Below are 25,559 nucleotides of genomic sequence, written 5' to 3'. Positions count from 1 at the left end.
AGCAGATATTTCTGCTACTTTTTATCATTATCCATTATGGTATTTATATAACCAGAGTACTCCTGATTTAATGACTCTTGCTAATCGTCCTGTAACTGTTTGTTCCATTAGATAAGCGAAGCCTTGTTTCTCACCAAGTGAACCTACAAATCCTTGAGGTTTTAACTCGGGCATTTTTTCTGGTAAAGGTTTATCAGTCCATTGTAATTTCATAACTTCAGCAATTTGATCTGCTTGTATTTCTGCTAAATAAGCACTTGGTGCGTGAGGCAATGCTGCACAGTCACCTACAATATATACATTTTTATAAGTTGGAATTTGATGATATTGGTTTACAATAACTCTTCTACCATCATTAGTATCAACTGGAAGATTTCTTACGATTTCAACTGGTTGAATGCCGGCAGTCCAAACGACTAAATCTACATTATGAATGTCTTCATTGTTGTATAATTGGCCAGGCTCAACTTGTGTAATATTTGAATTAGGAACAACTTCTACATTATGTTTATCAAACCATTTCTTTACATATTTACTTAACTTTTCTGGAAATGCAGGTAAAATTCTAGAACCTCTATCAAAAAGTTTAATCTTGATATCTTGTCTGCTTTCACGTAATTCACTAGCTAATTCGATACCACTTAAACCCGCACCAACAATTCCGACAGTAGCATCACTTGGTAAGTCACATATTGCTTGATATGTTTTACGAGCATTTTGTACTGTTTGAATACTGTAAGTGTAGTCTTTTGCTCCAGGTACATTATGATATTTATCTTCACATCCTAAGCCGATAACAAGTTCATCGTAATCAACACGTGAGTCACCAACTGAAACAATTTGATTATCTAAATCAATATCAGTAATTTCCCCATATACTGTATTAATTTTTTTGTCTTTAGGAAATTGAACACGAATATCTTTATCTGGTTTTGTACCTGCTGCTAATGCGTAGAATTCTGTTTTTAAACCATGAAATGGCATACGATCAATCAGCGTAATTGAATAATCGGACGGTAAAATGCTTGGAAGGATTTCTTTCATCAAACGCATATTACCATATCCGCCCCCTAATAATACTAAGCTTTTCATCGTTATTCTCCTTTGTCCATAAATCAAATTTCTACAAATTTGTATGTATATATTTTATAATATATAAGTATACTTTTAGTATAATCTTTTTTGGCATAAACTACAATGAATGTTAAAATAGTTTAATGAATATAAAGTGAGTAGGTGAACACATTGAATCCGATTGTCGAATTTTGTATTTCAAACTTAGCCAAGGGTGCTGATGTAGTGTTTAACAAGCTCGACAATGATCCAGAAGTAGATGTATTGGAATACGGTTGTCTACAAAATTGTGGACCATGTGCAAGAGGGTTATATGCACTAGTTAACGGAGATATGGTTAAGGGAGAGACACCAGAAGAATTACTAGAAAATATATATAGTCACATAGAAGAAAATTGGATTTTTTAGGAGGAATAAATATGTCAACAGTTATATTAACTGAAGCAGCAGCTTATGAAGTTAAAGATATGATGAAAAGTAACGATATGCCAAATGGTTATTTAAGAGTATCTGTTAAAGGTGGCGGTTGCACAGGACTATCTTATGGTATGTCTGCAGAAGAAGAACCTGCTGAAAACGACGAAACACTAGAATTTTTTGGTGTTAAAGTAATAGTAGATAAGAATGATGCTCCGATACTAAATGGTACAACAATTGACTTCAAAACATCATTAATGGGCGGTGGATTTTCTATTGAGAATCCTAATGCAATTGCAGCTTGCGGTTGTGGAAGTTCATTTAAAACAAAAGACGTTGCAGGTACGCCAGAGAATTGCTAAGGAAATAACATGTGACACTTGAATTTATCTTTATAAAAATATACAATTGTACTTGTATGTAAATAGCAGTATCATTACTTGTGATGAAAAACACAAAGTGACACAACTTTCCTATAAGTGTCAAACAAATATTAGAAAGTATAGGTGAAAATAATGGGATTTGAACGTAAAAAAGTTCTCGTATTAGGGGCAGGTTACGCTGGCTTACAAACAGTAACTAAATTGCAAAAATTAGTTTCAAACCAAGATGTTGACGTTACTTTAATCAACAAAAATGATTATCACTATGAAGCTACATGGTTACATGAAACTTCAGCTGGAACATTAAATTACGAAGATGCTTTATATCCAATTACAAATGTAATTGATAGAAATAAAGTAAACTTTGTAAAAGCAGAAGTTAGTAAAATCAATAAAGATGCTAAAACAGTTGAAACATCTAATGGTATATTTGAATATGACATTTTAGTTGTTGCATTAGGATTCGAAAGTGAAACATTTGGAATTGAAGGTATGAAAGAACATGCTCTTCAAATCGAAAATATTAACACTTCTCGTCGTATTTCTAAGCATATTGAAGATAAATTTGCTAATTATGCTGCATCTAAAGAAAAAGATGAAAATGATTTAGCTATTTTAGTAGGTGGTGCTGGTTTCACTGGTGTTGAATTACTAGGTGAATTAACTGAACGTATCCCTGAATTATGTAAAAAATACGGTGTAGATCAATCTAAAGTTAAAATTACTTGTGTTGAGGCTGCTCCAAAAATGTTACCAATGTTCTCAGAAAACTTAGTGAACTATGTTGTTAAATATTTAGAAGAACGTGGAGTAGAATTCAAAATTTCTACACCAATCGTTGCTTGTAACGAAAAAGGCTTCGTAGTTAAAGTTAATGATGTAGAACAAACTCTTGAAGCAAACACAGCAATCTGGGCTGCTGGAGTTAGAGGTAGCAAATTAATGGAAGAATCATTCGATGGCGTTAAACGTGGTCGTATCGTTGTTAAAGATGATTTATCAATCGACAATTACGATGATATCTTCGTTATTGGTGACTGTTCAGCTGTTATGGCTGGCGAAGGAGACAACAAACGTCCACTTCCAACAACAGCTCAAATCGCTATGCAACAAGGTGAACACCTTGCTGAAAATATTAAAAACATCTTTAACGGTGAAAAAACAGAAGCTTTCTCTTATGATGACAAAGGTACTGTATGTTCATTAGGTAGCCGTGACGGTGTTGGTGTCGTTATGGGTCGTGAAATTACTGGTAAAAAAGCAGCATTCATGAAAAAAGTTATCGATACTCGTGCTATTTTCAAAATCGGTGGTATCGGATTAGCCTATAAAAAAGGTAAATTCTAATTGATTAATTATTAAATGTAGAGACCTGCTATTAGGCGGGTCTCTTTTTTTAAAGGAGGTTAGCTATGATATCTTTACCTCAAGTTATCATATCAATGGCATTGTTTTTTGTTTTGTTTTTTGGCATCGCATTTATATTGAATATGCTATTAAAAACTACTTGGCTAATGGTTGTATTTTATCCATTCGTTATTTTTGCGATTGTAGATAAAATATCGACAGCTATGTATTTTACAGATCCATCAACAGCATTTTCAAAACTTATTTCTGGCATAACAAATATACATACAGCTGACATATTAATGCTCGGTTCAGGATGGATTGGTGCGATTGTAGCAGGTTTTGTTATAAGGAATTTAAGAAGAAGTGGTTATTCAATGTTCTAACAAAGGGGATAATAATATGAAATTTAACATTTTAGAAAAATATTCAAATAATGAATTTCCAATTATAATAGGTTGCCCAAGTCATTTAAATCAAATGCATAATTTTGAAGAAGTGAATAATATATTAAATGGGCAGTTAGATAATTTGAAAAAACAACAAATTATAAGTAGTGAACTAGGTGAAGTTACAAGTACTGCCGTTACTGTTAATAATAATATTGTTAAATTAATTTCTATAGGTTTAGGAAATTTAAAGGAAATTAAAGAAAACGATTATCAAGTTATATATGGTAATTTAAGCCGTTATCTACATAGCAATAAAATAGAAACTGTTAATCTATTTGATGATACATTTTTAACACAAAATGTTACTGAAAAAGAACGATTATATCGATTCGGATGGTTATCAAAACAAGCTGTATTCCAATTTGATCATTTTAAGTCAAATAAATCAGCGAATGTTGAAACTACGATAAACTTTATTTCTACATCTAATGAAAATATTGAGTCATACATTAAGCACGGTGAGATTTTAGGAGATAGTATCAATTTGGCGAGAACTTATTCACAAACACCTCCTAATATTTTGACACCTGATTATTTTGCACAACAAATTGAAGAACATTTTAAAAACTCTAAAGTTCAGGTCACTATCAAAGACGAACAAGCTATTCGCGAGGAAGGTATTGGCTTATTAGATGCAGTTGGTAAAGGGTCTGTAAACCCTCCACGTCTAGTTACTTTAGAGTATAAAGGATCTAAAAATGATCCTATCGCTTTAGTAGGAAAAGGGGTCACTTACGATTCTGGTGGTTATCAAATTAAATCCAAAACAGGTATGCCTACTATGAAATACGATATGAGTGGTGCTAGTAATGTAGTAGCAATGGTTAATGCGATCTCAGAATTGCAATTACCTGTTCACATTGTTGCTGTATTGCCGCTAGCTGAAAATATGGTATCTAGTAATGCAATGAAACCTGATGATGTATTTACTGCTTTAAGTGGTGAAACTGTTGAAATTACAAATACAGATGCTGAAGGTAGACTTGTTTTAGGAGATGCTGTTTCATATGTTGCTCAGTATAAACCAGAACTTATTATGAACTTTGCTACATTAACAGGTGCAGTAGTTGCTGCATTAGGATTAGGAAAAACAGGTATATTCTCTAGTGATGCAGATCAATATATTGAGGATGTAAAGAAAGCAGCAAGGTATTCAAATGAAGTAAGTTTTGAATTACCAATTACAGACGAAGAAAAAGATGATATTAAGTCTTCAGAAGTTGCCGATTTAACAAACTGTATATTAAATAAAAATGGTAAAGCGCTATTTGCTGCAGCATTTGTAACACATTTCAGTGGAGATATTCCTCATTTACATTTTGATATTGCTGGATCAGGTGAAACTGAAAAAGTATCGTTCCGTGGACCAAAAGGCGCTACTGGTGCAATGATTCCTACGGTTATTCATTTCTTAAAAAACAGATAATGCGATATATTATAAAATAATCGAAAAATACTTACAAAGTCACACTGGTTTTGTAAGTATTTTTTAAATTATATTATTCTAAAAATTCTGACTAGTTATCGATATATTGACATCATATTTCTCAACTGATATGATAAATTCATCATTTTACTTTATCGTGGTAGAGAGTTAAAGAATGGAGAGGGTCTTTTTGGAATTTAATGCAGTACTTGTAGCTGTTATTGTAATGATTATACTTTGTTTAATGAGACTTAATGTCGTTTTGAGTATTTTCGTGGGTGCATTAACAGGTGGTTTGTTAAGTGGTATGTCGCTTGATAAAGTGATATCTACATTTGGAAAAACAATCGTTGATGGTTCAGAAGTTGCACTATCATATGCTTTATTAGGTGGATTTGCGGCACTTATTTCATATAGTGGAATTACTGACTACATAGTTGGTAAAATCATCAAATCAATGAAAAAAGAAAATTCGCAAAAAAGTAGACTTAAAATTAAAATTACTTTGGTAGCTGTATTACTCGTTATTTCAATTTTAAGTCAGAATATTATACCTGTCCATATAGCTTTTATACCAATCCTTATACCACCATTATTAAGTCTATTTAATGAATTAAAAATGGATAGAAGGTTAATAGCAACAGTAATAGGTTTTGGATTATGTTTTCCTTATATATTATTACCATACGGATACGGACACATCTTCCAGTCAATTATATTTGATGCATTTGGTAAAGCAAATGTAGATATAGAATTTTATAATATTTGGAAAGCAATGCTTATTCCTTCAATGGGCTATGTTGTTGGATTAATAATTGCAATCATACTTTATTGGAGACCAAGAACATATAAAACAATAAAAATAGAAGAAGAACAAGAATTGAAAACTTTAAAACCATATCCTTTAATTGTTACTGTAGTTGCCATTTTAGCAACATTTATTGTTCAGACATTTACAGAATCAATGATATTCGGTGCTTTAGCTGGTATTCTAATTTTCTTCTTCTCAGGATTATATAACTGGAAAGATTTAGATGTTAAATTAGTTGAAGGAATTCAAATAATGGCATATATAGGTGTTGTTATTTTAACTGCGAATGGTTTTGCGGGTGTAATGAATGAAACGAATGAAGTAGGTACACTAGTTAAAAGTCTCTCTTCTATTACAGGCGATAACAAAGCTTTTAGTATCATAATGATGTTGATAATAGGATTGATCGTGACATTAGGCATAGGTTCTTCATTTGCAACCATTCCCATTATTGCAAGTTTATTTATCCCATTCGGACAAGAAATTGGTATGAGTTCTATGGCACTAATAGCAGTGATTGGTACTGCAGGTGCATTAGGCGATTCAGGGAGTCCTGCAAGTGATTCAACATTAGGTCCAACAGCAGGATTGAATGTCGATGGAGAACATGATCATATAAGAGATACTTGTATACCCAATTTTATTATATATAATATACCATTATTGATATTTGGCTTTATCGCTGCTATGGTATTATAGTATCAATAAGGGGGATCATAATATGGACTTAATAGAAAATCTTCAAATAGAAACAGTAGAATCAAAATATGGTTATATTGAAATGACAATGCCTGTAACTGACAAAGTCAAACAACCATTTGGATATTTACATGGTGGCGCAACAATCGCATTAGCTGAAACAGCAGCATCTGTTGGTGCACATATATCTTCAAATGAAGATGAAATACCTTTAGGATTAGAAATTAATGCAAATCATATTAAATCTATACGAAGCGGTGAAGTAAGGGCTGTGGGGAAAGCACTTCATATCGGTCGTACTACACAAGTATGGGATGTTAAAGTAACAAATGAAGAAGAGCAATTAATTTCAGTAATTAGAGCAACAATAGCTATAAAAAAGAAAAGATAAAAATAGAGGCTGAGACATAGATTTATAGAATCTCAAAGAAAAAGACGAAATTCACGATTAAGAGTGAATTTCGTCTTTTTTAATTCCTAAAGTATTGTTTATTTTGCATCTTTTAAATCGTCTCGAATTGTACGTTCAGTTGGTTTAACCCCCATATAATACGCACTTCTTGAAACTAAGTGTCCTGCTAAAGGACCTGTAATAAATATAAAAATAATACCTAGTAATAATTGAACATTGAAATGACCTTCTTTACCTATGAAGTAGATCATTACACCTAATAAAATTAACATAACTCCAAGAGTTGAAGCTTTACCAGAAGCATGTGCTCGTGAGAACACATCTGGTAATCTTAGAATACCTAACGCTGCGAAAAAGCTAAAGCATGCACCAATGACCATCATAATTATCGAGATACTAATAAGAATCGTTTCTATCATTTTCAATGATCTCTCCTTTATCCATGAACTTCGCAAATGCTGCAGTACCTAAGAATGCTAAAATACCTATTAATAAAAGTATAACGAATAAATATCTTGTGTTAGTTAATACAGAGAACAATGCAATCATTGCCATTAAAGTTATGCCTAATGCGTCAAGAGCGATTACTCTATCAGCTAAAGTTGGTCCGATTATGACACGAACAAGAATACCTATCATAGAGAGTGCAACGATGATAATCGCGATTATTACGAATATATTTGTCATCGTATGCTCACCTCCTTGATTGCTTTTTCAAATGAATCTTTAATAGAACTTATTTCCGAATCTATATCAGAAAAATCTATAGAGTGAATATAAAGTGTTTTTTTATCATCTGAAATGGCTACGACGATTGTTCCAGGCGTTAATGTAATCAATTGTGATAGTAATGTAATTTCCCAATCATGCTCTAGTTCTGTTGGGTATGCAAAGAATGCTGGTTTATTATGAATTTCTTTTTGGATAACAATTTTAATTACATCTATATTAGCAAGTATCAATTCTTTCATAAATAATATAGCTAATAAGATACTTTTCCATACTGGACGTAAGTACAAATGTTTGCCAGGTAGTAGGGGTAAAGCAACTAATACAAACAATATACCGAATAAATATCCAAATATGAATGCACCAAAAGTATATGTCTCAGAAAGCATCATCCATAGAGTTGCTAATAGAACATTAATTAGTACTTGTATAGCCATTAATAATCGCCTCCTAACGCATTTACATATGTCTCAGGGTTATAGAAAGGCAAGGCTGCTTTTTCTATAAGAGGATATAAAAAGTCTGCGCCAAGTCCAAATAATATTGCCACTACTGTAATTGTGATTGATGCGATCATTAACTTATTAATTGGTAATTTAGGATTGTAAACATATCCTTTTTCTTCTCCCCAAAATGCCATTAAGAAGATTCGCATTACTGAGTAAAGGACACATAAACTAGATAATAATACGACAATACCACTTATATAATGACCATTTTCAAATGTAGACATTACGATAAAATACTTACCGTAGAAACCACTTAATGGAGGTATCCCGGCTAATGATAGCGCGGCAATAAAGTATATCCATCCTAGAACTGGATAATGGTTGATTAGACCACTATATTTTCTCAAATCTGGTGAACCAGTTATTTTAATGATGACACCAATTAATAAGAATAAAGAAGCTTTAATAATCATGTCATGTAGTAAGTAATAAATGCTACCCATCATACCATTTTTGTCCATCATAGCAGCACCGATAAGAATGACACCAATCGCAATCATAATGTTATAAATAATAATCTTTTTAACATCATAGTATGCAATCGCACCTATACAACCCATAATAATGGTTAGTATAGCAAGTACAATCAATGTTTGAGTTATAAACTCACTATTCGTTGAATAGAATAAACTGAAAGTACGCATGATTGCATAAGCGCCAACTTTAGTTAGCAATGCACCGAATAAAGCAATAATCGGGATAGGTGGTGCGTAATAAGCTCCAGGTAACCAGAAATACAATGGGAACATACCTGCTTTAGTAGCAAAAACAAATAAAAACATAATAAAAGTAATTACAACTATATTTAAATTTGCTTCTGAAAGGTCAGCAAGTTTAACGTGTAAGTCACCCATATTTAATGTTCCTGTTATGGAGTAGAGCATACCAACACCAAGTACAAAGAAAGCTGAAGTTAAAACGTTAACTAATATATATTTAATACTTTCTTGTAATTGAATTTTTGTTCCACCAATCACAAGTAATAAATATGATGACATTAAGAATACTTCGAAAAATACGAATAAGTTAAATAAATCGCCTGTCATAAAGGCACCGTTAACACCAGTAACCATCATTGATACACCAAAGTAATAAAAATATCTTTCCCGGTTTATACCAATCGATTGGTGTGAGTATATGAGTACGACGAGTGTAATAAACAAACTCGTACTAACTAACAAAGCACTCAACATATCAACGTATATGACAATACTATACGGAACTGGCCAACTACCTAAGTTCAGTGTTTGTGTACCATCCATATTAATCATATAGATATTATATAAACTTACTAAAAAGGCTAAAGTAAAACCAGTTAGTACGACTTTACGCTTTAAATAAGGTCTTGGACCTACAAAAATTAAAGTAACAGCCGTTAAAAATGTAATGATAAGAGGTACAATAATCAAATTATTCATCTTTCGGTACCTCCTTCATCTCTTCTAAATTATCAGTTCCAAGCTCTTTATAACTTCTAAAAGCTAGTACTAAGAAAAATGCTGTAACAGCAAATGCAATAACAATTGCTGTTAAAATCAATGCTTGTGGTAATGGATCAACATAATTTTTGATGCCTTCTTCTTCAATTGGTAAAGCACCTTTCTTTAATCCACCCATAGTAAGAAGCATTAAATGAACACCGTGTGAAAGTAACGTTGTACCAATAATAATCCTAATTAAACTTTTAGAGAGAACTAGGTATACTGATACAGATATAATAATACCCGAAACGAAAATCATTAATATTTCCATTATTCATTCTCTCCAATCGCTAATATAATCGTTATCGCAGTACCTACAACAGCTAGCAGTACGCCTAAATCAAATAGCATTGCTGTATGCCAATGTACTTCACCAAATATAGGGAGATGAAATTCCCCAAATGCGTGTGTAAAAAATGTTTTATTGTAAGTCCAACTTAAAATAGGTGTAAGAACACAAAAGAATAAACCAGTGCCTGTCACCAATTTAAAGTCAAAAGGAAACATTTTCTTTAATGTTTTAGTGTCAAATGCTATCCCGATGATGATAACTGCAGATGATAGTAATAATCCACCAACGAATCCTCCACCAGGAGTATAGTGTCCACCAAAGAATATAGAAACAGCATACATCATAATAATTAAGAAAATGATTATGGAATTAAACTGAAAGAACACATCATTCGATTGTTTCTTCATGTTCTTCACCTCCATTTTTATCATTATTACGTAGTTTAATTAAAGTATAAATTCCTAAACCAGCAATACCTAATACTGCAGATTCAAACAATGTATCAAAACCACGGAAATCTACAAGTATTACATTGACCATATTTTTACCTGCTGCTAAGTCATAAACATTATCAATATAATATTTAGAAATTGAATCATAATGTCTATTACCATATGCAATTAGCCCAATTGTAATTACAGCAATACCTATACAAATAGAAATTATGAAATTACCGATTTTAAATTTACGGTTTTCATCGTGTCTATTCATTTTAGGTAAATGATAGAAACATAATAAGAATAGGGCAGTTGAAATTGTTTCAATAGATAATTGTGTTAGTGCCAAATCAGGTGCACCAAAGAATACAAAGAATAATGCAACTGAGTATCCAACTGCAGCAAGCATAATGATACTGAACAATCTTGATTTTGCTAATACGATACAAAATGTACTTACTAAAATTAATCCCATTAAAATCACTTCATATGGTCTAATTTCGCTTATATTATCAAATGCGATACTAACAGGATGCGTGAATAAAGTTAGTGCAGTCATAATAATAAAGAAAGCAAATATATACATTAAGTATGTTCTAATAAATCCAGTCATATAACTTTGAGTAATTTTATTAGATAAATAAGAGCTTAATTGAATACCTCTATCGTAATAATAATTAAACGTTAAATATTCTGGCTGAATATTGTAAACACCAATCCATTTTTCAACGGATTTAAATAATAAGAAACCTACTATAATTACAATTAATGTACCTATTAAAGCAGGTGTGATACCGTGCCAGTGTGATATATGTACTTCAGGTGCATCAGCAAATGGTGCTATAGCTCTTACAGCTGGAGCAATAATACTTTCACTTAATATATTTGGGAATAACCCGAAAAGCACTACTAAAAATGTTAGAATACCTGTTGGCAACAACATAAGCATTGGTGCTTCGTGTGGCTTTTTAGGTAATGCATCTGGTTTATATTCACCAAAGAATACTTCATGTACATATTTAAATGAATACACAAACGTGAAGATGCTACCTACAATAGCGACGATTGGTAGTAAGTAACCAATTGTTGATAAGCTGAAAACATCTGCTTTATGAGCATCAAACATCGCTGTTAAAAATAACTCTTTAGATAAGAATCCGTTAAACGGTGGCACACCAGCCATACTTAAAGCTGTAATAATCGTGAATGTACAAGAAATCGGCATGATGGTCATTAGTCCACCCAACTTTTTAATATCTCTTGTACCAACTTCATGATCAATAGTACCTGTAATCATAAATAACGCGCCTTTAAATGTAGCATGATTAATTAAATGGAAAACTGCTGCGATTATACTTGCTAAGAATAATTGACTTTCTTCTCCAGAGTAGTGATAACTTACAGCACCAATTCCTAACATCGACATAATCATACCGAGTTGAGAAACAGTTGAAAATGCTAAAATACCTTTTAAATCTTGCTGTTTTACGGCATTAAATGATGCCCAGAATAGTGTTATTAAACCTATTGCAGTCACCGCCCACACAAATCCTGCGCTTGCTGCGAAAATCGGTGTAGTTCTAGCAACTAAATAAATACCTGCTTTAACCATTGTTGCTGAATGTAAATAAGCACTTACTGGAGTAGGTGCTTCCATTGCATCAGGTAACCATATGTGAAATGGAAATTGTGCAGATTTAGTCATTGCACCAATTAAAACTAAAATCATCGCAAATATAAAGTAAGGTGATGATTGTATTGTTTCTGCATTCTGTATAAGTGAAGTAATACTCCATGAATTACCAGCTAATGCTAAACAAATGAATCCACCCAGTAACATTAAACCACCAAATACTGTGATTAAAAGTGACTTTTGAGCACCATATATTGATGACTGTTTATGACGCCAATAAGCGATTAGTAAGAAACTTGAAATAGATGTTAATTCCCAGAATAGATAAAGCATAAGTAGATTATCTGATAAAACAACACCTAACATTGCACCCATAAATATTAATAAATAACAATAAAAATTCCCTAATGATTCATTCTTACTTAAATATGTAATGGAATAAAGAACGACTAATGCTCCAATACCTGTAATTAATGATGCAAATAATAAACTCAAACCATCTAGATGAACTGAAAAATTCATTCCTATTCTTGGCATGAATTCCCAAATGACAATAAATGGTTTGTCCGAGTCAGGAACCTTTATGTATGACATAAAATAACTAAATATAATAATAGGAATCGGTAATACAAACCATCCTAGATGAGTTCCTTTATAAAACTTATATAAAATTGGTATTATGATTGCAAAAATTAAAGGTAATAAAATCATAATATGCATTAAACTCATTTAATAACCTCCCTCCAAAAATTCACCTAATTAATATTATACACAATAATCTCAATGCTTGAAAATACTAGCATTACTATATTTCAGAATTTTTAGGCGATTTTTAAATATGAAGAAACTCGTAATAAATTTCTTGAATTTTTTTGTAAAATTTATATATTAACCTTATATTGTCTCGAATAATCTTTTTTCAATTGTTCTATACACTTTAATGCTTGATCACTATAAGCGTTATTTTTTTTCTTCATCTTCTCTTCTAATTCATAAATAGAAGATTTTAGTGATTCAATATAATTCGGTACCTCTTCATTATACGCTTTCAAAAATTGAGCTGTTGTATATCTTTTTTCAAACTGACTCAATGCTTTTCTTTCATGGAAAAACACATTTTCTACTTCATTAGGGCTATGTAAATCACCTTGTCTAGGATGTTTCAATACTGCTAAAATTTTAACAAGAAGTTGATCTCCTTTTTCTTCAATTACTTCTACAACATACTGACCAGTTTTATGTGGAAATTGATATAACATGTTGATATCCCCTTTCTATTAAATTATGTTATGATATCACTATTGTAATTATTTTAACATGAATGGAGAATTTTAAATGACAAACTATCCACAATTAACAAATGAAATACTAGAAGGTGAAAGAGTTGTAGAAATTAAAACAACTAAAGGTAATATGACTTTCAAATTATTCCCTGAGCTAGCACCTAAAACAGTAGAAAACTTTATCGGCTTAGCTGAGAAAAAATATTACGACGGAATTATTTTCCATAGAGTAATTAATGACTTTATGGTTCAAGGTGGAGACCCAACAGGAACTGGTATGGGTGGAGAAAGTATTTATGGAAGTGCTTTTGAAGATGAATTCTCATTACAAGCATTTAACTTGTATGGTGCATTATCAATGGCAAACGCTGGTCCAAATACAAATGGTTCTCAATTTTTCATCGTCCAAATGAAAGAAGTACCAGCCAATATGTTATCTCAACTTAAAGATGGCGGTTGGCCAGAAGAAATAGTTGATCGTTATGCTGAAAAAGGTGGAACACCTTGGTTAGACCAAAAACATTCAGTATTTGGTCATATCGTTAAAGGTGAAGACATTTTAGAAGAAATCGCTAATGTTAAAGTTGGCGCTAATGACAAGCCAGCTGAAGACATAGTAATCGAGACAATTGATATTATAAAATAAATCGACATTCAATTGTCATAAAAAATCAATTCATTCGACTTAATCTTTGTTATAATCTAGATGCTAAGGGAGTGGTCGGATTATGATGGAATTTCTTTATTTTCCAGATAATAAATTAGAATATATTCCTGCTGTTGCTACGTTGTTATTATTTATGGTTTTGGCGTACATTGTTTTTATGATGTTTCGTAAAAAATCAAAAAAAGACGAAGAGAAAATGAAATCATTTGAAAAACAAGTGATGGATCATTTAGAGCAAGAGGAGAATAAAAGTAAAAAATAACTAAGTGAATATTGCTTTGCACCAACTTCTATCTGATTGAAATCCTATGAAGTTTGAGGATTAAACAATCGTAAGATCATGGTAATAAAAGTAATATCATTACAAGCTAGTTGAGAAATGTAATATAAGAGAATACTTTGGGATATAAATGTCCTAGAATTTATTAAGAGCAGAAATTCATTTTAATAATGAATTTCTGCTCTTATTTTTTATGAAAATTATTGATCAACTCATATACTTTGTTGGTATTTTTTATGCGCATGCTTTCCGCGGGCATGTTCTCAGCCTGTAGTCTTCGAATCATGCTTTACCCGCAGGAGTCAGCGCTAAAAAATAACAAATATTAATTAAATATTTATTAAATAGTTGGAATTCATTCAAGAACTGATTCTATGTTTAATAAATCTACTTATTAAAACAAAAAACAAACTGAACTTATAAATTTAAGTTCAATTTGTTCCAAGTTCATTCTTTAAGTTATATTTATGCATTGTATTTTCAGAATTATATATCAAATTAATGGTTAATTAAAAATAACTATGCTATGATGTAAGAGTTAATAACTATAAGTACAAGGGGTTTTCTAAAAGTGGGAAAACAATATAAAGTTGGTCAGTTTGTAAAGGTAAAAGTGACTGGCATACAGCCATATGGCGCCTTTGTTGAAACCCCTGAACATGTGGAAGGTCTCATTCATATATCAGAAGTGATGAATGATTACGTGCATAATCTCAATCAATTTTTAAGTGTTGGTCAAATTGTTAAGGCAAAAGTGATCAAAGTTGAAGTAGATGGTAAACTAAATTTATCACTAAAAGAGAATGAGTATTTCAAGAGACAAGAGCGTAAGAAAGAAAAGCGTTCAGTTCTAGATGAAATACGTGAGACAGAAAAATATGGGTTTCAACCTTTAGAAGAAAGGTTGCCTAAATGGATTAATCAATCTAATAAGCATCTTGAAGACGATTAAATAATTATTTAATCGTCTTTTTGTATACTCATTTTTTGTTTAAAGGACTATAAAGAATAAAACACTGCTATTTGTAAGTGAAAATCATGAAAAAATATTAAATTTTTATAGTGTTTAAGTGAACTTTTAATCGTCTTTTTGTATATTTATTTGAAGTAATTTTACAACTTATTTTAATCCTAAATTTTTGAAAAAAATAGCTTGAAGTAATCTATAAAAGTGTGTCATTATAGGAATGTAAGGGGTTTCTTTTTTTGCCCCATATAAACATAGGGAGGTTTACTTTAATGATTCCATACAAACACGAACCATTTACTGATTTTACGAAAGAGGAGAATAAGGCTGATTATTTAGAAGGTCTTAAAACTGTTGAAGGATATTTAGGAAAAGAATATCCGATTATTGTTGGAGGGGAAAGAATTTTTACTGATGATAAAACACGTTCTTATAATCCTTCTAATATAGAAGAAACAGTTGGACTAGTTTCTAAAGCAAACAAAGAGCATGCTGAAAAAGCAATGGAAGCGGCTAAAGAAGCTTTTAAAACTTGGAGAGAAACTGATCCAATTGTTCGTGCAGATGTGTTATTTAGAGCAGCTGCAATTACTAGACGCCGCAAACATGAATTCTCAGCGTTACTTTCTAAAGAAGGTGGTAAACCATGGAAAGAAGCTGATGCTGATACAGCTGAAGCGATTGACTTTATGGAATACTATGCGCGCCAAATGTTAGAACTAAAAGACGGTAAAAAAGTAGAAAGCCGTCCTGGAGAATATAATAAATATAATTATTTACCAATTGGTGTTAGTGTCGTTATTTCACCTTGGAACTTTGCATTTGCTATTATGGCAGGAACTACTGTAGCACCAATCGTTACAGGTAATACGGTATTGTTAAAGCCATCTTCAAAAACACCTGTTATTGCTTATAAATTTATGGAAGTTCTTGAAGAAGCTGGTTTACCAAAAGGGGTAGTAAACTATATACCTGGTTCATCAAGTGAAATCGGTGATTACTTAATTGATCATAAAGATACAAGTTTAATTTCATTCACAGGTTCTCGCGATGTTGGTGTATCTATTTATGAAAGAGCAGCAAAAGTACAAAAAGGTCAAACACATCTTAAGCGTGTAATTGCTGAGATGGGTGGTAAAGATACTATCATTGTTGATTCTGAAGGTGATTTAGATTTAGCTGCAGATTCTATAGTACAATCAGCATTCGGTTTTTCAGGACAAAAATGTTCTGCATGTTCTCGTGTAATTGCTGTTGAAGATATTTATGATGATTTATTATATAAAGTGGTTGAGCGTACTGAAAAATTAACAGTCGGCGATTCTACAAATCATGAAAATTATATGGGACCTGTAATCGATGAAAATTCATTAAATAAAATTAAAAAATATATTGAAATCGGTAAAAAAGAAGGCCGTATTGTAGCTGGTGGAACAACTGATGAAGAAAAAGGTCATTTTGTTAACCCGACTGTTATTGCTGATTTGAAACATGATGACAGAGTGATGCAAGAAGAAATCTTTGGACCAGTTGTTGGTTTCAGTAAAGCAAAAGATTTTGATCAAGCAATCGAATTTGCAAACAACACTGAATATGGCTTAACAGGCGGCGTTATTTCTAATAATAGATTTAAATTAGAACAAGCACGCAAAAACTTCTTAGTAGGTAACTTATACTTTAATAGAGGTTGTACAGGTGCGATTGTTGGATATCAACCATTTGGTGGGTTCAAAATGTCTGGTACAGACTCAAAAGCTGGAGGACCAGATTACTTAGTACTTCATTTACAAGGACGAACTACGTCAGAAATGTTATAATGATGTTGGAATATTCAAAATACAGTAGGGCGTATACATGCTCTACTGTTTTAATGGGAGGAGATTTAATATGACAAAATCACAAGAAATAATTGAACAAACAAATACATTTGGTGCTCCAAACTATTTGCCATTACCAATTGTAATTTCAGAAGCAGAAGGCATTTGGGTGAAAGATCCAGAGGGTAATCGTTATTTAGATATGTTATCAGCATATTCAGCTGTTAACCAAGGTCATCGTCATCCGAAAATCATCCAAGCATTAAAAGATCAAGCGGATCGTGTAACACTAACTTCACGTGCATTCCATAGTGATCAATTAGGTCCATGGTATGAAAAAATATGTAAACTTGCCAACAAAGAAATGGTACTACCTATGAATACAGGTGCAGAAGCTGTTGAAACAGCAATTAAAGCTGCAAGACGTTGGGCATATCAAGTGAAAGGTGTAGAAGATAATAAAGCAGAAATTATTGCGATGAATGGAAACTTTCATGGTCGTACTATGGCTGCAGTTTCACTTTCTTCAGAAAAAGAATATCAAAGAGGTTATGGTCCATTATTAGGAGGATTTAAACTCGTTGATTTTGGTGATATTGAGCAAATTAAATCAGCTATTACACCTAACACAGCAGCTGTGTTAATTGAGCCTATTCAAGGTGAAGCGGGTATTAATGTACCTGAAGATGGCTATTTAAAACAAATTAGAGAAGTCTGTGATGAAAATAATGTGTTGTTTATAGCAGATGAAATTCAAGCAGGTTTAGGAAGAACTGGAAAATTATTTGCTACTGATTGGGATAACGTACAACCAGATATGTATATTCTTGGTAAAGCATTAGGCGGAGGCGTATTCCCAATTTCATGTATTGTAGGTAATAAAGAAATATTAGAAGTATTTAATCCAGGTTCTCATGGTTCTACTTTTGGTGGTAATCCACTTGCTGCTGCTGTTTCAAATGCAGCATTAGATGTAATAATTGATGAAAAATTATCAGAGCGTTCATTAGAGCTTGGTACTTATTTCAAAGATGAATTGAAAAAAATCGAACATCCATCTATTAAAGAAGTAAGAGGTAAAGGATTATTCATCGGAATCGAGTTAACTGAAGATGCTAGACCATATTGTGAGAAATTAAAAGAATTAGGACTATTATGTAAAGAAACTCATGATACAGTAATCCGTTTTGCACCGCCATTAATCATTGAAAAAGAAGATTTAGATTGGGCACTTGATCAAGTTAAGTCTGTTTTTAAATAAAAAAGCTGATAACGTTTACAAAAAAGTGTTAAAGACCTTTTAAAAATAATCAATTATGTTACAATTATTTAGAGATTAAAAGTATTTAAAAAAGAGGCGAAGAGGATCATGAGCGAAAATTTAAATTTAGTTTCATCGACACAAGAAATTATTGGTGTAGCCCTTAATAAATTAGGTTTTGATGAGGGGATGTACGATTTAATTAAGGAACCAATGAGATTATTAACAGTGCGTATACCAGTTAGAATGGATGACGGTTCTGTTAAGACGTTTACTGGGTATCGTGCCCAACATAATGATGCAGTTGGTCCAACAAAAGGTGGCGTACGTTTCCATCCTGATGTTGACGTTGAAGAAGTAACAGCTTTATCTATGTGGATGACATTAAAATGTGGAATTGTAGATTTACCATATGGTGGCGGTAAAGGTGGTATTGTTTGTGACCCAAGACAAATGAGTATTCATGAAGTTGAAAGATTATCTCGTGGATATGTTCGTGCTATTTCTCAAATAGTAGGGCCAACAAAAGATATACCAGCACCAGATGTATTTACAAATTCACAAATTATGGCTTGGATGATGGATGAATACAGTCAAATGGATGAATTTAATTCACCTGGATTCATTACTGGTAAGCCAATTGTGTTAGGTGGTTCTCAAGGTAGAGACCGTTCTACTGCATTAGGTGTAGTTATTGCAATTGAACAAGCTGCCAAAAGACGCGGTAAAACAATCGAAGGTTCTAGAGTCGTTATACAAGGCTTCGGTAATGCCGGTAGTTTCTTAGCGAAATTCTTATATGACCAAGGGGCAAAAATTGTAGGTATCTCTGATGCTTATGGTGCACTTCATGATCCTGAAGGTTTAGATATCGATTATTTATTGGATCGTCGTGATAGCTTTGGAACTGTTACTAATTTATTTGATGATACTATTTCAAATAAAGAATTATTTGAAATTGACTGTGACATTCTTGTTCCAGCAGCAATCTCAAATCAAATTACTGAAGAAAATGCAAATGACATAAAAGCTAATATTATTGTTGAAGCAGCAAATGGTCCAACTACAATGGGAGCTACTAAAATTTTAAGTGAACGTGGTATTTTATTAGTACCAGATGTATTAGCAAGTGCGGGTGGCGTAACGGTTTCATACTTTGAGTGGGTACAAAATAATCAAGGTTATTATTGGACTGAAGAAGAAGTTAATGAAAAATTACGTGAAAAACTAGTTAAAGCATTTGATACAGTTTATAACTTATCAGAAAACAGAAAAATAGATATGCGTTTAGCAGCTTATATTGTAGGTATTAAACGTACAGCAGAAGCAGCTAGATACAGAGGTTGGGCATAAGCTTCAATCCAGTAATCTACTGTGAATAGAATGATTTGAGGGTGAGACAATTAATTTGTCTCACCCTCAAAATGATTTTGGGACATAAATTCTAACTCAAAATAAATAAGCATATCACTTAACTGATTTTTTTTAAGTTTATAGTGATATGCTTATTTTTTATAATACTTTACGATTTTGTACGTGCATGCTTGCCTAGGGGTATGGCTCGAGCCTGTAGTCTCTCACGCATACTATTCCCTCAGGCGTCCGCACTTACAAAATCGTTACTAATGATCTATTTTTATATGCATTTTTTCTACGATTATACTTATAAGTGATGCGTTAAAAGCAGATTTAGGTAAAATTGCTGATAAGAGGTCCATTAAAAGCAATACTAGGTGAAATTGCTGATAAGGGGTGCGTTAAAAGCAATTCTCAGTAAAATAGCTGATAAGGGGTTCATTAAAAGCAATACTAGGTAAAATAGCTGATAAGAGGTGTATTAAAAGCAGATTTAGGTAAAATTGCTGATAAGAGATACAGTAAAAGCGGATTTGACTACAAAATGGAGGCTGAGACAATTTAATTGTCCCAGCCTCTGGAATAATAATTTTATTTTAAATAAGTTCTTTAGCTACATTAATCTGATGTTGTACGGACTCTTGTCCTGTTGAACCATAACTTTTTCTACGGCTTAAGCAATTTTCAGGTTTTAAATAATCATATACATTGGATTCGATTTTATTGTTATATGATTGATACTGTTCTAAAGGTACATCTAATAAATATTTTCCATTTTGTATACACCATAATACGATTTTACCTACAATTTCGTGTGCTTCTCTAAATGGTATATTTTGTTCTACTAAGTAATCTGCCAATTCTGTCGCATTTGAAAAGTCTTTATGAACTGTTTCATTTAAACGATCTTTATTGACTTGCATTGATGTAATCATACCTTCAAATATACGTAAAGATCCTTTAATAGTATGAATAGCATCAAACAATCCTTCTTTATCTTCTTGCATATCCTTGTTATAGGCTAAAGGTAGTCCTTTTAAAGTAACTAACATACTCATTAAGTAACCAGTTGTTCTTCCTACTTTACCTCTAATCAATTCTGCCATATCTGGATTTTTCTTTTGTGGCATGATAGAAGATCCTGTTGAAAAGCTATCTGATAAAGTTACGAACTTAGCTTCATCTGTAGACCAAAATATGATTTCTTCAGCAAATCTTGATAAATGGACCATCGTTAATGAAATGTTATGCAATGTTTCAACAATGTAATCACGGTCACTTACAGCATCAAGACTATTTTCATACAAACTACTGAAACCTAGAAGTTCTTGTGTACGATGTCTATCTATTGGATGTGTAGTGCCACTTAATGCTGCTGCACCAAGTGGATTAATATCAATCCTTTTAATGCTGTCATTAAATCTTGATTTATCACGTTCTAACATCCAAAAATAGGTCATTATATGGTGAGCAAACGATATTGGTTGCGCTCTTTGAAGGTGTGTATAGCCCGGCATAATTGTATGAATATGATCATCTGCAATGGTGATGATAGATTTTTGTAAAGCTTCAACAAGTTTAATAATTTCTTGGACATTTTCCTTTGTATAAAGATGCATGTCAGTTGCAACTTGATCATTTCTACTTCTACCTGTATGTAGCTTTCCACCGACTTGACCAATTTTTTGAATTAATGCGTGTTCAACGTTTAAATGAATGTCTTCTAATGATTCTGATAGTTCTAAATTATTGTTGTAATAATCTTGTTTTATTTCTTTTAAACCTTGAATAATTAATTCAGCTTCATCATTTTGAATAATATTTTGTTCAGCAAGCATTGTTGCGTGCGCAATACTGCCTTGTATATCTTGATCAATCAAATTTTTATCAAAATGGATAGATGCATTGAATGCATCTACCCATGATTCAGGGTTAGACTCGAATCTTCCACCCCATGCTTTTTTTGTCATTTTAAAACACCCTCTGTTTCTAATAATGCTTTAACTTTTGTAGGTAAGCCAAAGATTTCGATAAATCCTACTGCAGCTTCTTGATTAAATGCATCTTCTTTAGTATATGTTGCAAGTTCTTCATTATATAAACTAAATGGAGATTTACGTCCATTTACAATAACATTTCCTTTGAATAGTTTAACACGTACTGTACCAGTTACTTGAGTTTGAGTAGAATCAATAAATTGTTTTAAGCTCTCAGTTAAAGGTGAGAACCATAAGCCATTATAAATTTGTTCTGATAATTGTTTTTCGATAACTGGTTTGAAATGTGCAACATCTTTAGTTAAAGTAATCGTTTCTAAAGCTTTATGTGCTTCCATAATTACTTTTGCACCAGGTGTTTCGTACACTTCACGAGATTTAATTCCAACTAGACGATTTTCTACATGGTCAATTCTTCCGATACCATGTAAACCAGCAATTTCATTTAAATTTAAAATGAGTTGATCTAATGGATACGACTTATTATTTATTGAAGTAGGTAATCCATTTTCAAAAACAATTTCAAGTTCTTCTGGTGTATCCGGAGTTTCTTCTATTGGATTAGTTAAATCATATGCATCTTCTGGTGGTGTTGCGAATGGATCTTCTAAAATACCACATTCATTACTACGACCCCATAAATTTTGGTCAATTGAATAAGGAGAGTCTAAATTGATAGGAATAGGGATATTATGTTTTTTTGCATAATCAATTTCTTCCTCACGACTCCAAGACCATTCACGAACTGGTGCTAATACTTTAATATGTGGTGCTAATGATTTAATAGCAACTTCAAAACGTACTTGGTCATTACCTTTACCAGTACAACCATGTGCGATAGCAATAGCGTCTTCAGCTTGAGCTATTTCTACTAATTTTTTGGAAATAAGAGGTCTACTTAATGCAGATACTAAAGGATATGTTCCTTCATACATTGTATTACCTTTAATTGCATAACCAACAAAATCTTCGCTAAATTCTTTAGTAGCGTCAATGACATATGATTGTTCTGCGCCCATATCGAATGCTTTTTGTTGTACAAGGTCTAAGTCTTTACCTTCACCAACATCTAAACAACATGCAACTATTGAATAACCTTTTTCTATTAACCATTTTACTGCAACACTTGTATCTAAACCACCTGAGTAAGCTAAAACTACTTTATTAGACATAACTTAAATCGCTCCCTTTTGTATTAATATTTAATATCTTGTATATTTAATCGATAAACATACGATACCATATTGATTTTGTATTTTCAATAGTTTTATTAAATATTTATGCATTACAAAGTATATCGTTACATTTCAATTGAAAGCCTATGAAAACTAGAGTAAAATAAAGACGTTGTTTAAATTAACTATGAATTCAATAGGAGGATACTATGTCACATATTCAATTTGATTATAAAAAAGCATTAACGTTTTTTGGTGAACATGAACTAGACCAATCAAGAGATTTAGTAAAGAATATACATCATGTTATACATGAAAAAACAGGAGCAGGTAGTGACTTTTTAGGATGGGTTGATTTACCTGTTGATTACGATAAAGAAGAATTTGATCGAATCTTATCAGCTTCTAAACGTATTAAAGAACAATCAGAAGTATTACTTGTTATCGGTATTGGTGGTTCTTATTTAGGTGCACGTGCTGCAGTAGAGATGTTGAATTCAACATTTGCTAACTACGAAAAAGGTGAGAATCCTCAGATTATATTTGTTGGACATCATTTATCATCATCATATGTACATGATTTAATTGAATATATAGATGGTAAAGATTTCTCTATTAATGTTATTTCTAAATCAGGTACAACGACTGAACCAGCTGTAGCATTTAGAATTTTCAAGAAAATTTTAGAAGAAAAATATGGTAAAGATGAAGCTAAAAATCGTATCTTTGCTACTACAGATAAAGAAAAAGGTGCTTTAAAAGATTTAGCTACTGGAGAAGGTTACGAAACATTTGTAGTGCCAGATGACGTAGGTGGTAGATATTCAGTATTAACAGCTGTAGGATTACTACCAATTGCAGCAAGTGGTGTAGATATTCAAGAAATGATGAATGGTGCTGCTGCAGCACGTGAAGATTTATCATCATCTGAACTTGAAGAAAATATTGCATATCAATATGCAGCAATCCGTAATATTCTTTATGCAAAAGGTTATTCAACTGAAATGTTAATTAACTATGAGCCTGCATTACAATACTTTAGTGAATGGTGGAAACAACTATTCGGTGAATCAGAAGGTAAAGACTATAAAGGTATTTATCCTTCAAGTGCAAACTTTACATCTGACCTTCACTCATTAGGACAATATGTACAAGAAGGACGTCGTTTCTTATTTGAAACAGTTGTTAAAGTTGAGAGCCCTAAACATGATATTACAATAGAAGAGGATAAAGACGATTTAGATGGTTTGAACTTCTTAGCAGGTGAAACTGTTGATTTTGTTAACACTAAAGCATTCCAAGGTACACTATTAGCTCATACAGATGGTGGCGTACCAAACTTAGTTGTTAAAGTACCTCAATTAGATGCATATACATTCGGTTATGTTGTATACTTCTTCGAGTTGGCTTGTGCTATGAGTGGATACTTACTAGGCGTTAATCCATTCAACCAACCAGGAGTTGAAGCATATAAACAAAATATGTTTGCTCTACTTGGTAAACCAGGATTTGAAGATTTGAAAAAAGAATTAGAAGATAGACTATAATATGAGAATGATTTTAAAAAAGTCCCCGAATTTTTATTCGGAGGGCTTTTTTTGATTTGTAAGTGAAATTTTGAAAATATGAGGTGAAAAATTTTTGAAGTTGATTAACAATTTATTCATTGATTATGTTGAAGCGGTTAAAGAAAGGGTGGAAGATTTTCCAAAAGAATTAGATGAACAATACCAAGTCATTAAACAAGGTTTCGAAGGAGAAAAGCAATTTGCTAGCCTTCTAAATGAAATAGAAGGTCTATGGTGGATATATGATTTACAAATTAAAAATTATAACCAAATTCAATTTGATTTCTTAGTGGTAACTGATGATGAAATCATTCAATTTGAAATTAAAAATTTCACAGGAGACTATTACTATGACAACCAAAAGCTATATAGAAGTTCTGGTTATGTAGCAAAAGATCTGATTAATCAATTTGAAGTAGCACATGATGGATTAAAAAGAGTTATTCAGAAATATAATATAAATAGAAGGGTGAAAAGTTATATTGTATTTATACATCCAACATTTACATTACATGGTGATTTAAGATCTAAAGTGGATATTTTAGTGAATAGCGAGTTGTACAAATTAAAAGAAATGGTATCAAATAACTTCAAATATGATCACAATAAATTGATTTATGACAAGTTGAAATCACTACACCAGCCATTTTTAACCAACAATAAACATTTTCAAAAAATACAGTTTGATGAGATAAATGGAGGGGTAAGATGTACAAAATGTCGGAAGATGTTGCAAACAGAGTTGATTTATAATAAACGAAAATATTTAAACTGCAACCATTGTGGTACCGTATTGATGAGAAGTGATATTATTATAAAATCATTAAAAGAATTATATTTATTGAAAGATGCACCTTTTTCAGTCAAAGAAGCAGAAGAATGGACAGGTGTTTATAGAAGTTCTATCAAAAGGGTTTTATATAATAATTTTAAAAGAATTGGAACTGGAAAAAGTACTAAGTATTATGATTAGTGAATGAAAAGTATTTTGAAATAGTCAAGTCCATAATTTTGTGTAATATCTTTAGATGTAATCAACCATTGGTTTTTCTATGGTATTAACAAAATATATATGCTTGGTTTTTA

Annotated in this window: 26 protein-coding genes; 15 read left to right on the top strand and 11 right to left on the bottom strand. The window is 31.9% G+C overall.

What is annotated here, in order from left to right; translation table 11 throughout:
• Window positions 1–27 precede the first annotated feature (27 nt).
• Window positions 28–1,092, bottom strand: a complete 1,065-nt coding sequence (locus LQ668_RS03785) for an NAD(P)/FAD-dependent oxidoreductase (protein ID WP_078357677.1) — start codon at window positions 1,090–1,092, stop codon at window positions 28–30.
• A 153-nt stretch (window positions 1,093–1,245) separates the two neighbouring features.
• On the opposite strand from LQ668_RS03785, the gene LQ668_RS03780 reads away from it, so the two are divergent.
• From LQ668_RS03780 to LQ668_RS03750, 7 genes are all read left to right on the top strand, one after another.
• On the top strand, window positions 1,246–1,482 hold the full coding sequence (locus tag LQ668_RS03780) for a YuzB family protein (RefSeq protein WP_025904683.1): 237 nt from the start codon (window positions 1,246–1,248) through the stop codon (window positions 1,480–1,482).
• An 11-nt stretch (window positions 1,483–1,493) separates the two neighbouring features.
• Window positions 1,494–1,853, top strand: coding sequence for a HesB/IscA family protein (locus LQ668_RS03775; RefSeq protein ID WP_078357676.1), 360 nt, complete (start codon window positions 1,494–1,496; stop codon window positions 1,851–1,853).
• A gap of 153 nt (window positions 1,854–2,006) precedes the next feature.
• The gene (locus LQ668_RS03770) at window positions 2,007–3,221 is read left to right on the top strand and encodes an NAD(P)/FAD-dependent oxidoreductase (RefSeq protein ID WP_239701341.1); all 1,215 of its coding nucleotides are present in this window, start codon (window positions 2,007–2,009) and stop codon (window positions 3,219–3,221) included.
• Between the two features lie 65 nt (window positions 3,222–3,286).
• A complete protein-coding gene (locus LQ668_RS03765; protein WP_078357674.1) occupies window positions 3,287–3,607 on the top strand; it encodes a YuiB family protein in 321 nt (106 codons plus the stop codon).
• Window positions 3,608–3,623: 16 nt separating this feature from the next.
• Window positions 3,624–5,099: a M17 family metallopeptidase gene (locus LQ668_RS03760; protein WP_078357673.1), complete on the top strand. Its 1,476-nt coding sequence runs from the start codon at window positions 3,624–3,626 to the stop codon at window positions 5,097–5,099.
• 226 nt (window positions 5,100–5,325) lie between these two features.
• On the top strand, window positions 5,326–6,609 hold the full coding sequence (locus tag LQ668_RS03755) for a Na+/H+ antiporter NhaC family protein (protein ID WP_239701405.1): 1,284 nt from the start codon (window positions 5,326–5,328) through the stop codon (window positions 6,607–6,609).
• Window positions 6,610–6,631: 22 nt separating this feature from the next.
• Complete coding sequence (locus LQ668_RS03750) at window positions 6,632–7,000, top strand: PaaI family thioesterase (RefSeq protein WP_078357671.1); 369 nt, start codon at window positions 6,632–6,634, stop codon at window positions 6,998–7,000.
• 98 nt (window positions 7,001–7,098) lie between these two features.
• Here the strand turns inward: LQ668_RS03750 and mnhG are convergent, their stop codons facing one another.
• The 8 genes from mnhG to kapB all read right to left on the bottom strand — a co-directional run bounded on the left by mnhG (window position 7,099) and on the right by kapB (window position 13,361).
• Window positions 7,099–7,440 (bottom strand): monovalent cation/H(+) antiporter subunit G, encoded by a 342-nt coding sequence (gene mnhG, locus LQ668_RS03745; RefSeq protein ID WP_078357670.1) that lies wholly within the window; start codon window positions 7,438–7,440, stop codon window positions 7,099–7,101.
• Window positions 7,418–7,708 carry a Na(+)/H(+) antiporter subunit F1 gene (locus LQ668_RS03740; protein ID WP_078357669.1) on the bottom strand — a complete coding sequence of 97 codons (291 nt, stop codon included), beginning with the start codon at window positions 7,706–7,708 and terminating at the stop codon, window positions 7,418–7,420. The genes mnhG and LQ668_RS03740 overlap by 23 nt, the downstream gene beginning before the upstream one ends.
• The gene (locus tag LQ668_RS03735; RefSeq protein ID WP_078357668.1) at window positions 7,705–8,187 is read right to left on the bottom strand and encodes a Na+/H+ antiporter subunit E; all 483 of its coding nucleotides are present in this window, start codon (window positions 8,185–8,187) and stop codon (window positions 7,705–7,707) included. Before LQ668_RS03735 ends, LQ668_RS03740 begins: the two co-directional genes overlap by 4 nt.
• Window positions 8,187–9,677, bottom strand: coding sequence for a Na+/H+ antiporter subunit D (locus LQ668_RS03730; RefSeq protein WP_203153982.1), 1,491 nt, complete (start codon window positions 9,675–9,677; stop codon window positions 8,187–8,189). The genes LQ668_RS03735 and LQ668_RS03730 overlap by 1 nt, the downstream gene beginning before the upstream one ends.
• Entirely contained in the window at window positions 9,670–10,011 is a 342-nt protein-coding gene (locus tag LQ668_RS03725) for a Na(+)/H(+) antiporter subunit C (protein ID WP_078357666.1), read from the bottom strand. The genes LQ668_RS03730 and LQ668_RS03725 overlap by 8 nt, the downstream gene beginning before the upstream one ends.
• Window positions 10,011–10,439 carry a Na(+)/H(+) antiporter subunit B gene (locus LQ668_RS03720; protein ID WP_078357665.1) on the bottom strand — a complete coding sequence of 143 codons (429 nt, stop codon included), beginning with the start codon at window positions 10,437–10,439 and terminating at the stop codon, window positions 10,011–10,013. Before LQ668_RS03720 ends, LQ668_RS03725 begins: the two co-directional genes overlap by 1 nt.
• On the bottom strand, window positions 10,420–12,831 hold the full coding sequence (locus LQ668_RS03715; protein ID WP_239775906.1) for a Na+/H+ antiporter subunit A: 2,412 nt from the start codon (window positions 12,829–12,831) through the stop codon (window positions 10,420–10,422). Before LQ668_RS03715 ends, LQ668_RS03720 begins: the two co-directional genes overlap by 20 nt.
• Before the next feature lie 152 nt (window positions 12,832–12,983).
• On the bottom strand, window positions 12,984–13,361 hold the full coding sequence (kapB, locus tag LQ668_RS03710; protein WP_107509679.1) for a sporulation phosphorelay system protein KapB: 378 nt from the start codon (window positions 13,359–13,361) through the stop codon (window positions 12,984–12,986).
• 76 nt (window positions 13,362–13,437) lie between these two features.
• On the opposite strand from kapB, the gene LQ668_RS03705 reads away from it, so the two are divergent.
• From LQ668_RS03705 to LQ668_RS03680, 6 genes are all read left to right on the top strand, one after another.
• Window positions 13,438–14,031 (top strand): peptidylprolyl isomerase, encoded by a 594-nt coding sequence (locus LQ668_RS03705; protein WP_078357662.1) that lies wholly within the window; start codon window positions 13,438–13,440, stop codon window positions 14,029–14,031.
• Between the two features lie 82 nt (window positions 14,032–14,113).
• Entirely contained in the window at window positions 14,114–14,314 is a 201-nt protein-coding gene (locus tag LQ668_RS03700; RefSeq protein WP_078357661.1) for a hypothetical protein, read from the top strand.
• Window positions 14,315–14,903: 589 nt separating this feature from the next.
• On the top strand, window positions 14,904–15,284 hold the full coding sequence (ygs, locus tag LQ668_RS03695; protein ID WP_078357660.1) for a S1 domain-containing post-transcriptional regulator Ygs: 381 nt from the start codon (window positions 14,904–14,906) through the stop codon (window positions 15,282–15,284).
• 287 nt (window positions 15,285–15,571) lie between these two features.
• Window positions 15,572–17,116 carry an L-glutamate gamma-semialdehyde dehydrogenase gene (pruA, locus tag LQ668_RS03690; RefSeq protein ID WP_107510099.1) on the top strand — a complete coding sequence of 515 codons (1,545 nt, stop codon included), beginning with the start codon at window positions 15,572–15,574 and terminating at the stop codon, window positions 17,114–17,116.
• 70 nt (window positions 17,117–17,186) lie between these two features.
• Window positions 17,187–18,377 (top strand): ornithine--oxo-acid transaminase, encoded by a 1,191-nt coding sequence (locus tag LQ668_RS03685; RefSeq protein ID WP_078357658.1) that lies wholly within the window; start codon window positions 17,187–17,189, stop codon window positions 18,375–18,377.
• A 108-nt stretch (window positions 18,378–18,485) separates the two neighbouring features.
• Window positions 18,486–19,730, top strand: coding sequence for a Glu/Leu/Phe/Val family dehydrogenase (locus LQ668_RS03680; RefSeq protein WP_078357657.1), 1,245 nt, complete (start codon window positions 18,486–18,488; stop codon window positions 19,728–19,730).
• A 599-nt stretch (window positions 19,731–20,329) separates the two neighbouring features.
• Here the strand turns inward: LQ668_RS03680 and argH are convergent.
• Complete coding sequence (argH, locus tag LQ668_RS03675; protein WP_107510100.1) at window positions 20,330–21,703, bottom strand: argininosuccinate lyase; 1,374 nt, start codon at window positions 21,701–21,703, stop codon at window positions 20,330–20,332.
• The gene (locus LQ668_RS03670) at window positions 21,700–22,902 is read right to left on the bottom strand and encodes an argininosuccinate synthase (RefSeq protein WP_078357655.1); all 1,203 of its coding nucleotides are present in this window, start codon (window positions 22,900–22,902) and stop codon (window positions 21,700–21,702) included. The genes argH and LQ668_RS03670 overlap by 4 nt, the downstream gene beginning before the upstream one ends.
• Before the next feature lie 212 nt (window positions 22,903–23,114).
• Here LQ668_RS03670 and LQ668_RS03665 point away from each other — a divergent pair, with 212 nt between their 5' ends.
• Both LQ668_RS03665 and LQ668_RS03660 read left to right on the top strand, forming a co-directional pair.
• Window positions 23,115–24,452 carry a glucose-6-phosphate isomerase gene (locus LQ668_RS03665; RefSeq protein WP_107510101.1) on the top strand — a complete coding sequence of 446 codons (1,338 nt, stop codon included), beginning with the start codon at window positions 23,115–23,117 and terminating at the stop codon, window positions 24,450–24,452.
• A gap of 94 nt (window positions 24,453–24,546) precedes the next feature.
• Complete coding sequence (locus LQ668_RS03660) at window positions 24,547–25,446, top strand: nuclease-related domain-containing protein (RefSeq protein ID WP_107510102.1); 900 nt, start codon at window positions 24,547–24,549, stop codon at window positions 25,444–25,446.
• Window positions 25,447–25,559 lie beyond the last annotated feature (113 nt).

Origin of the sequence: Mammaliicoccus sp. K-M42, from assembly GCF_022386375.1 — a bacterium.
GTDB classification, from domain to species: Bacteria; Bacillota; Bacilli; order Staphylococcales; family Staphylococcaceae; genus Mammaliicoccus; species Mammaliicoccus fleurettii.
Note: the sequence above shows the minus strand (reverse complement) of the source record. Positions and strands in the feature narration are given on the sequence as shown.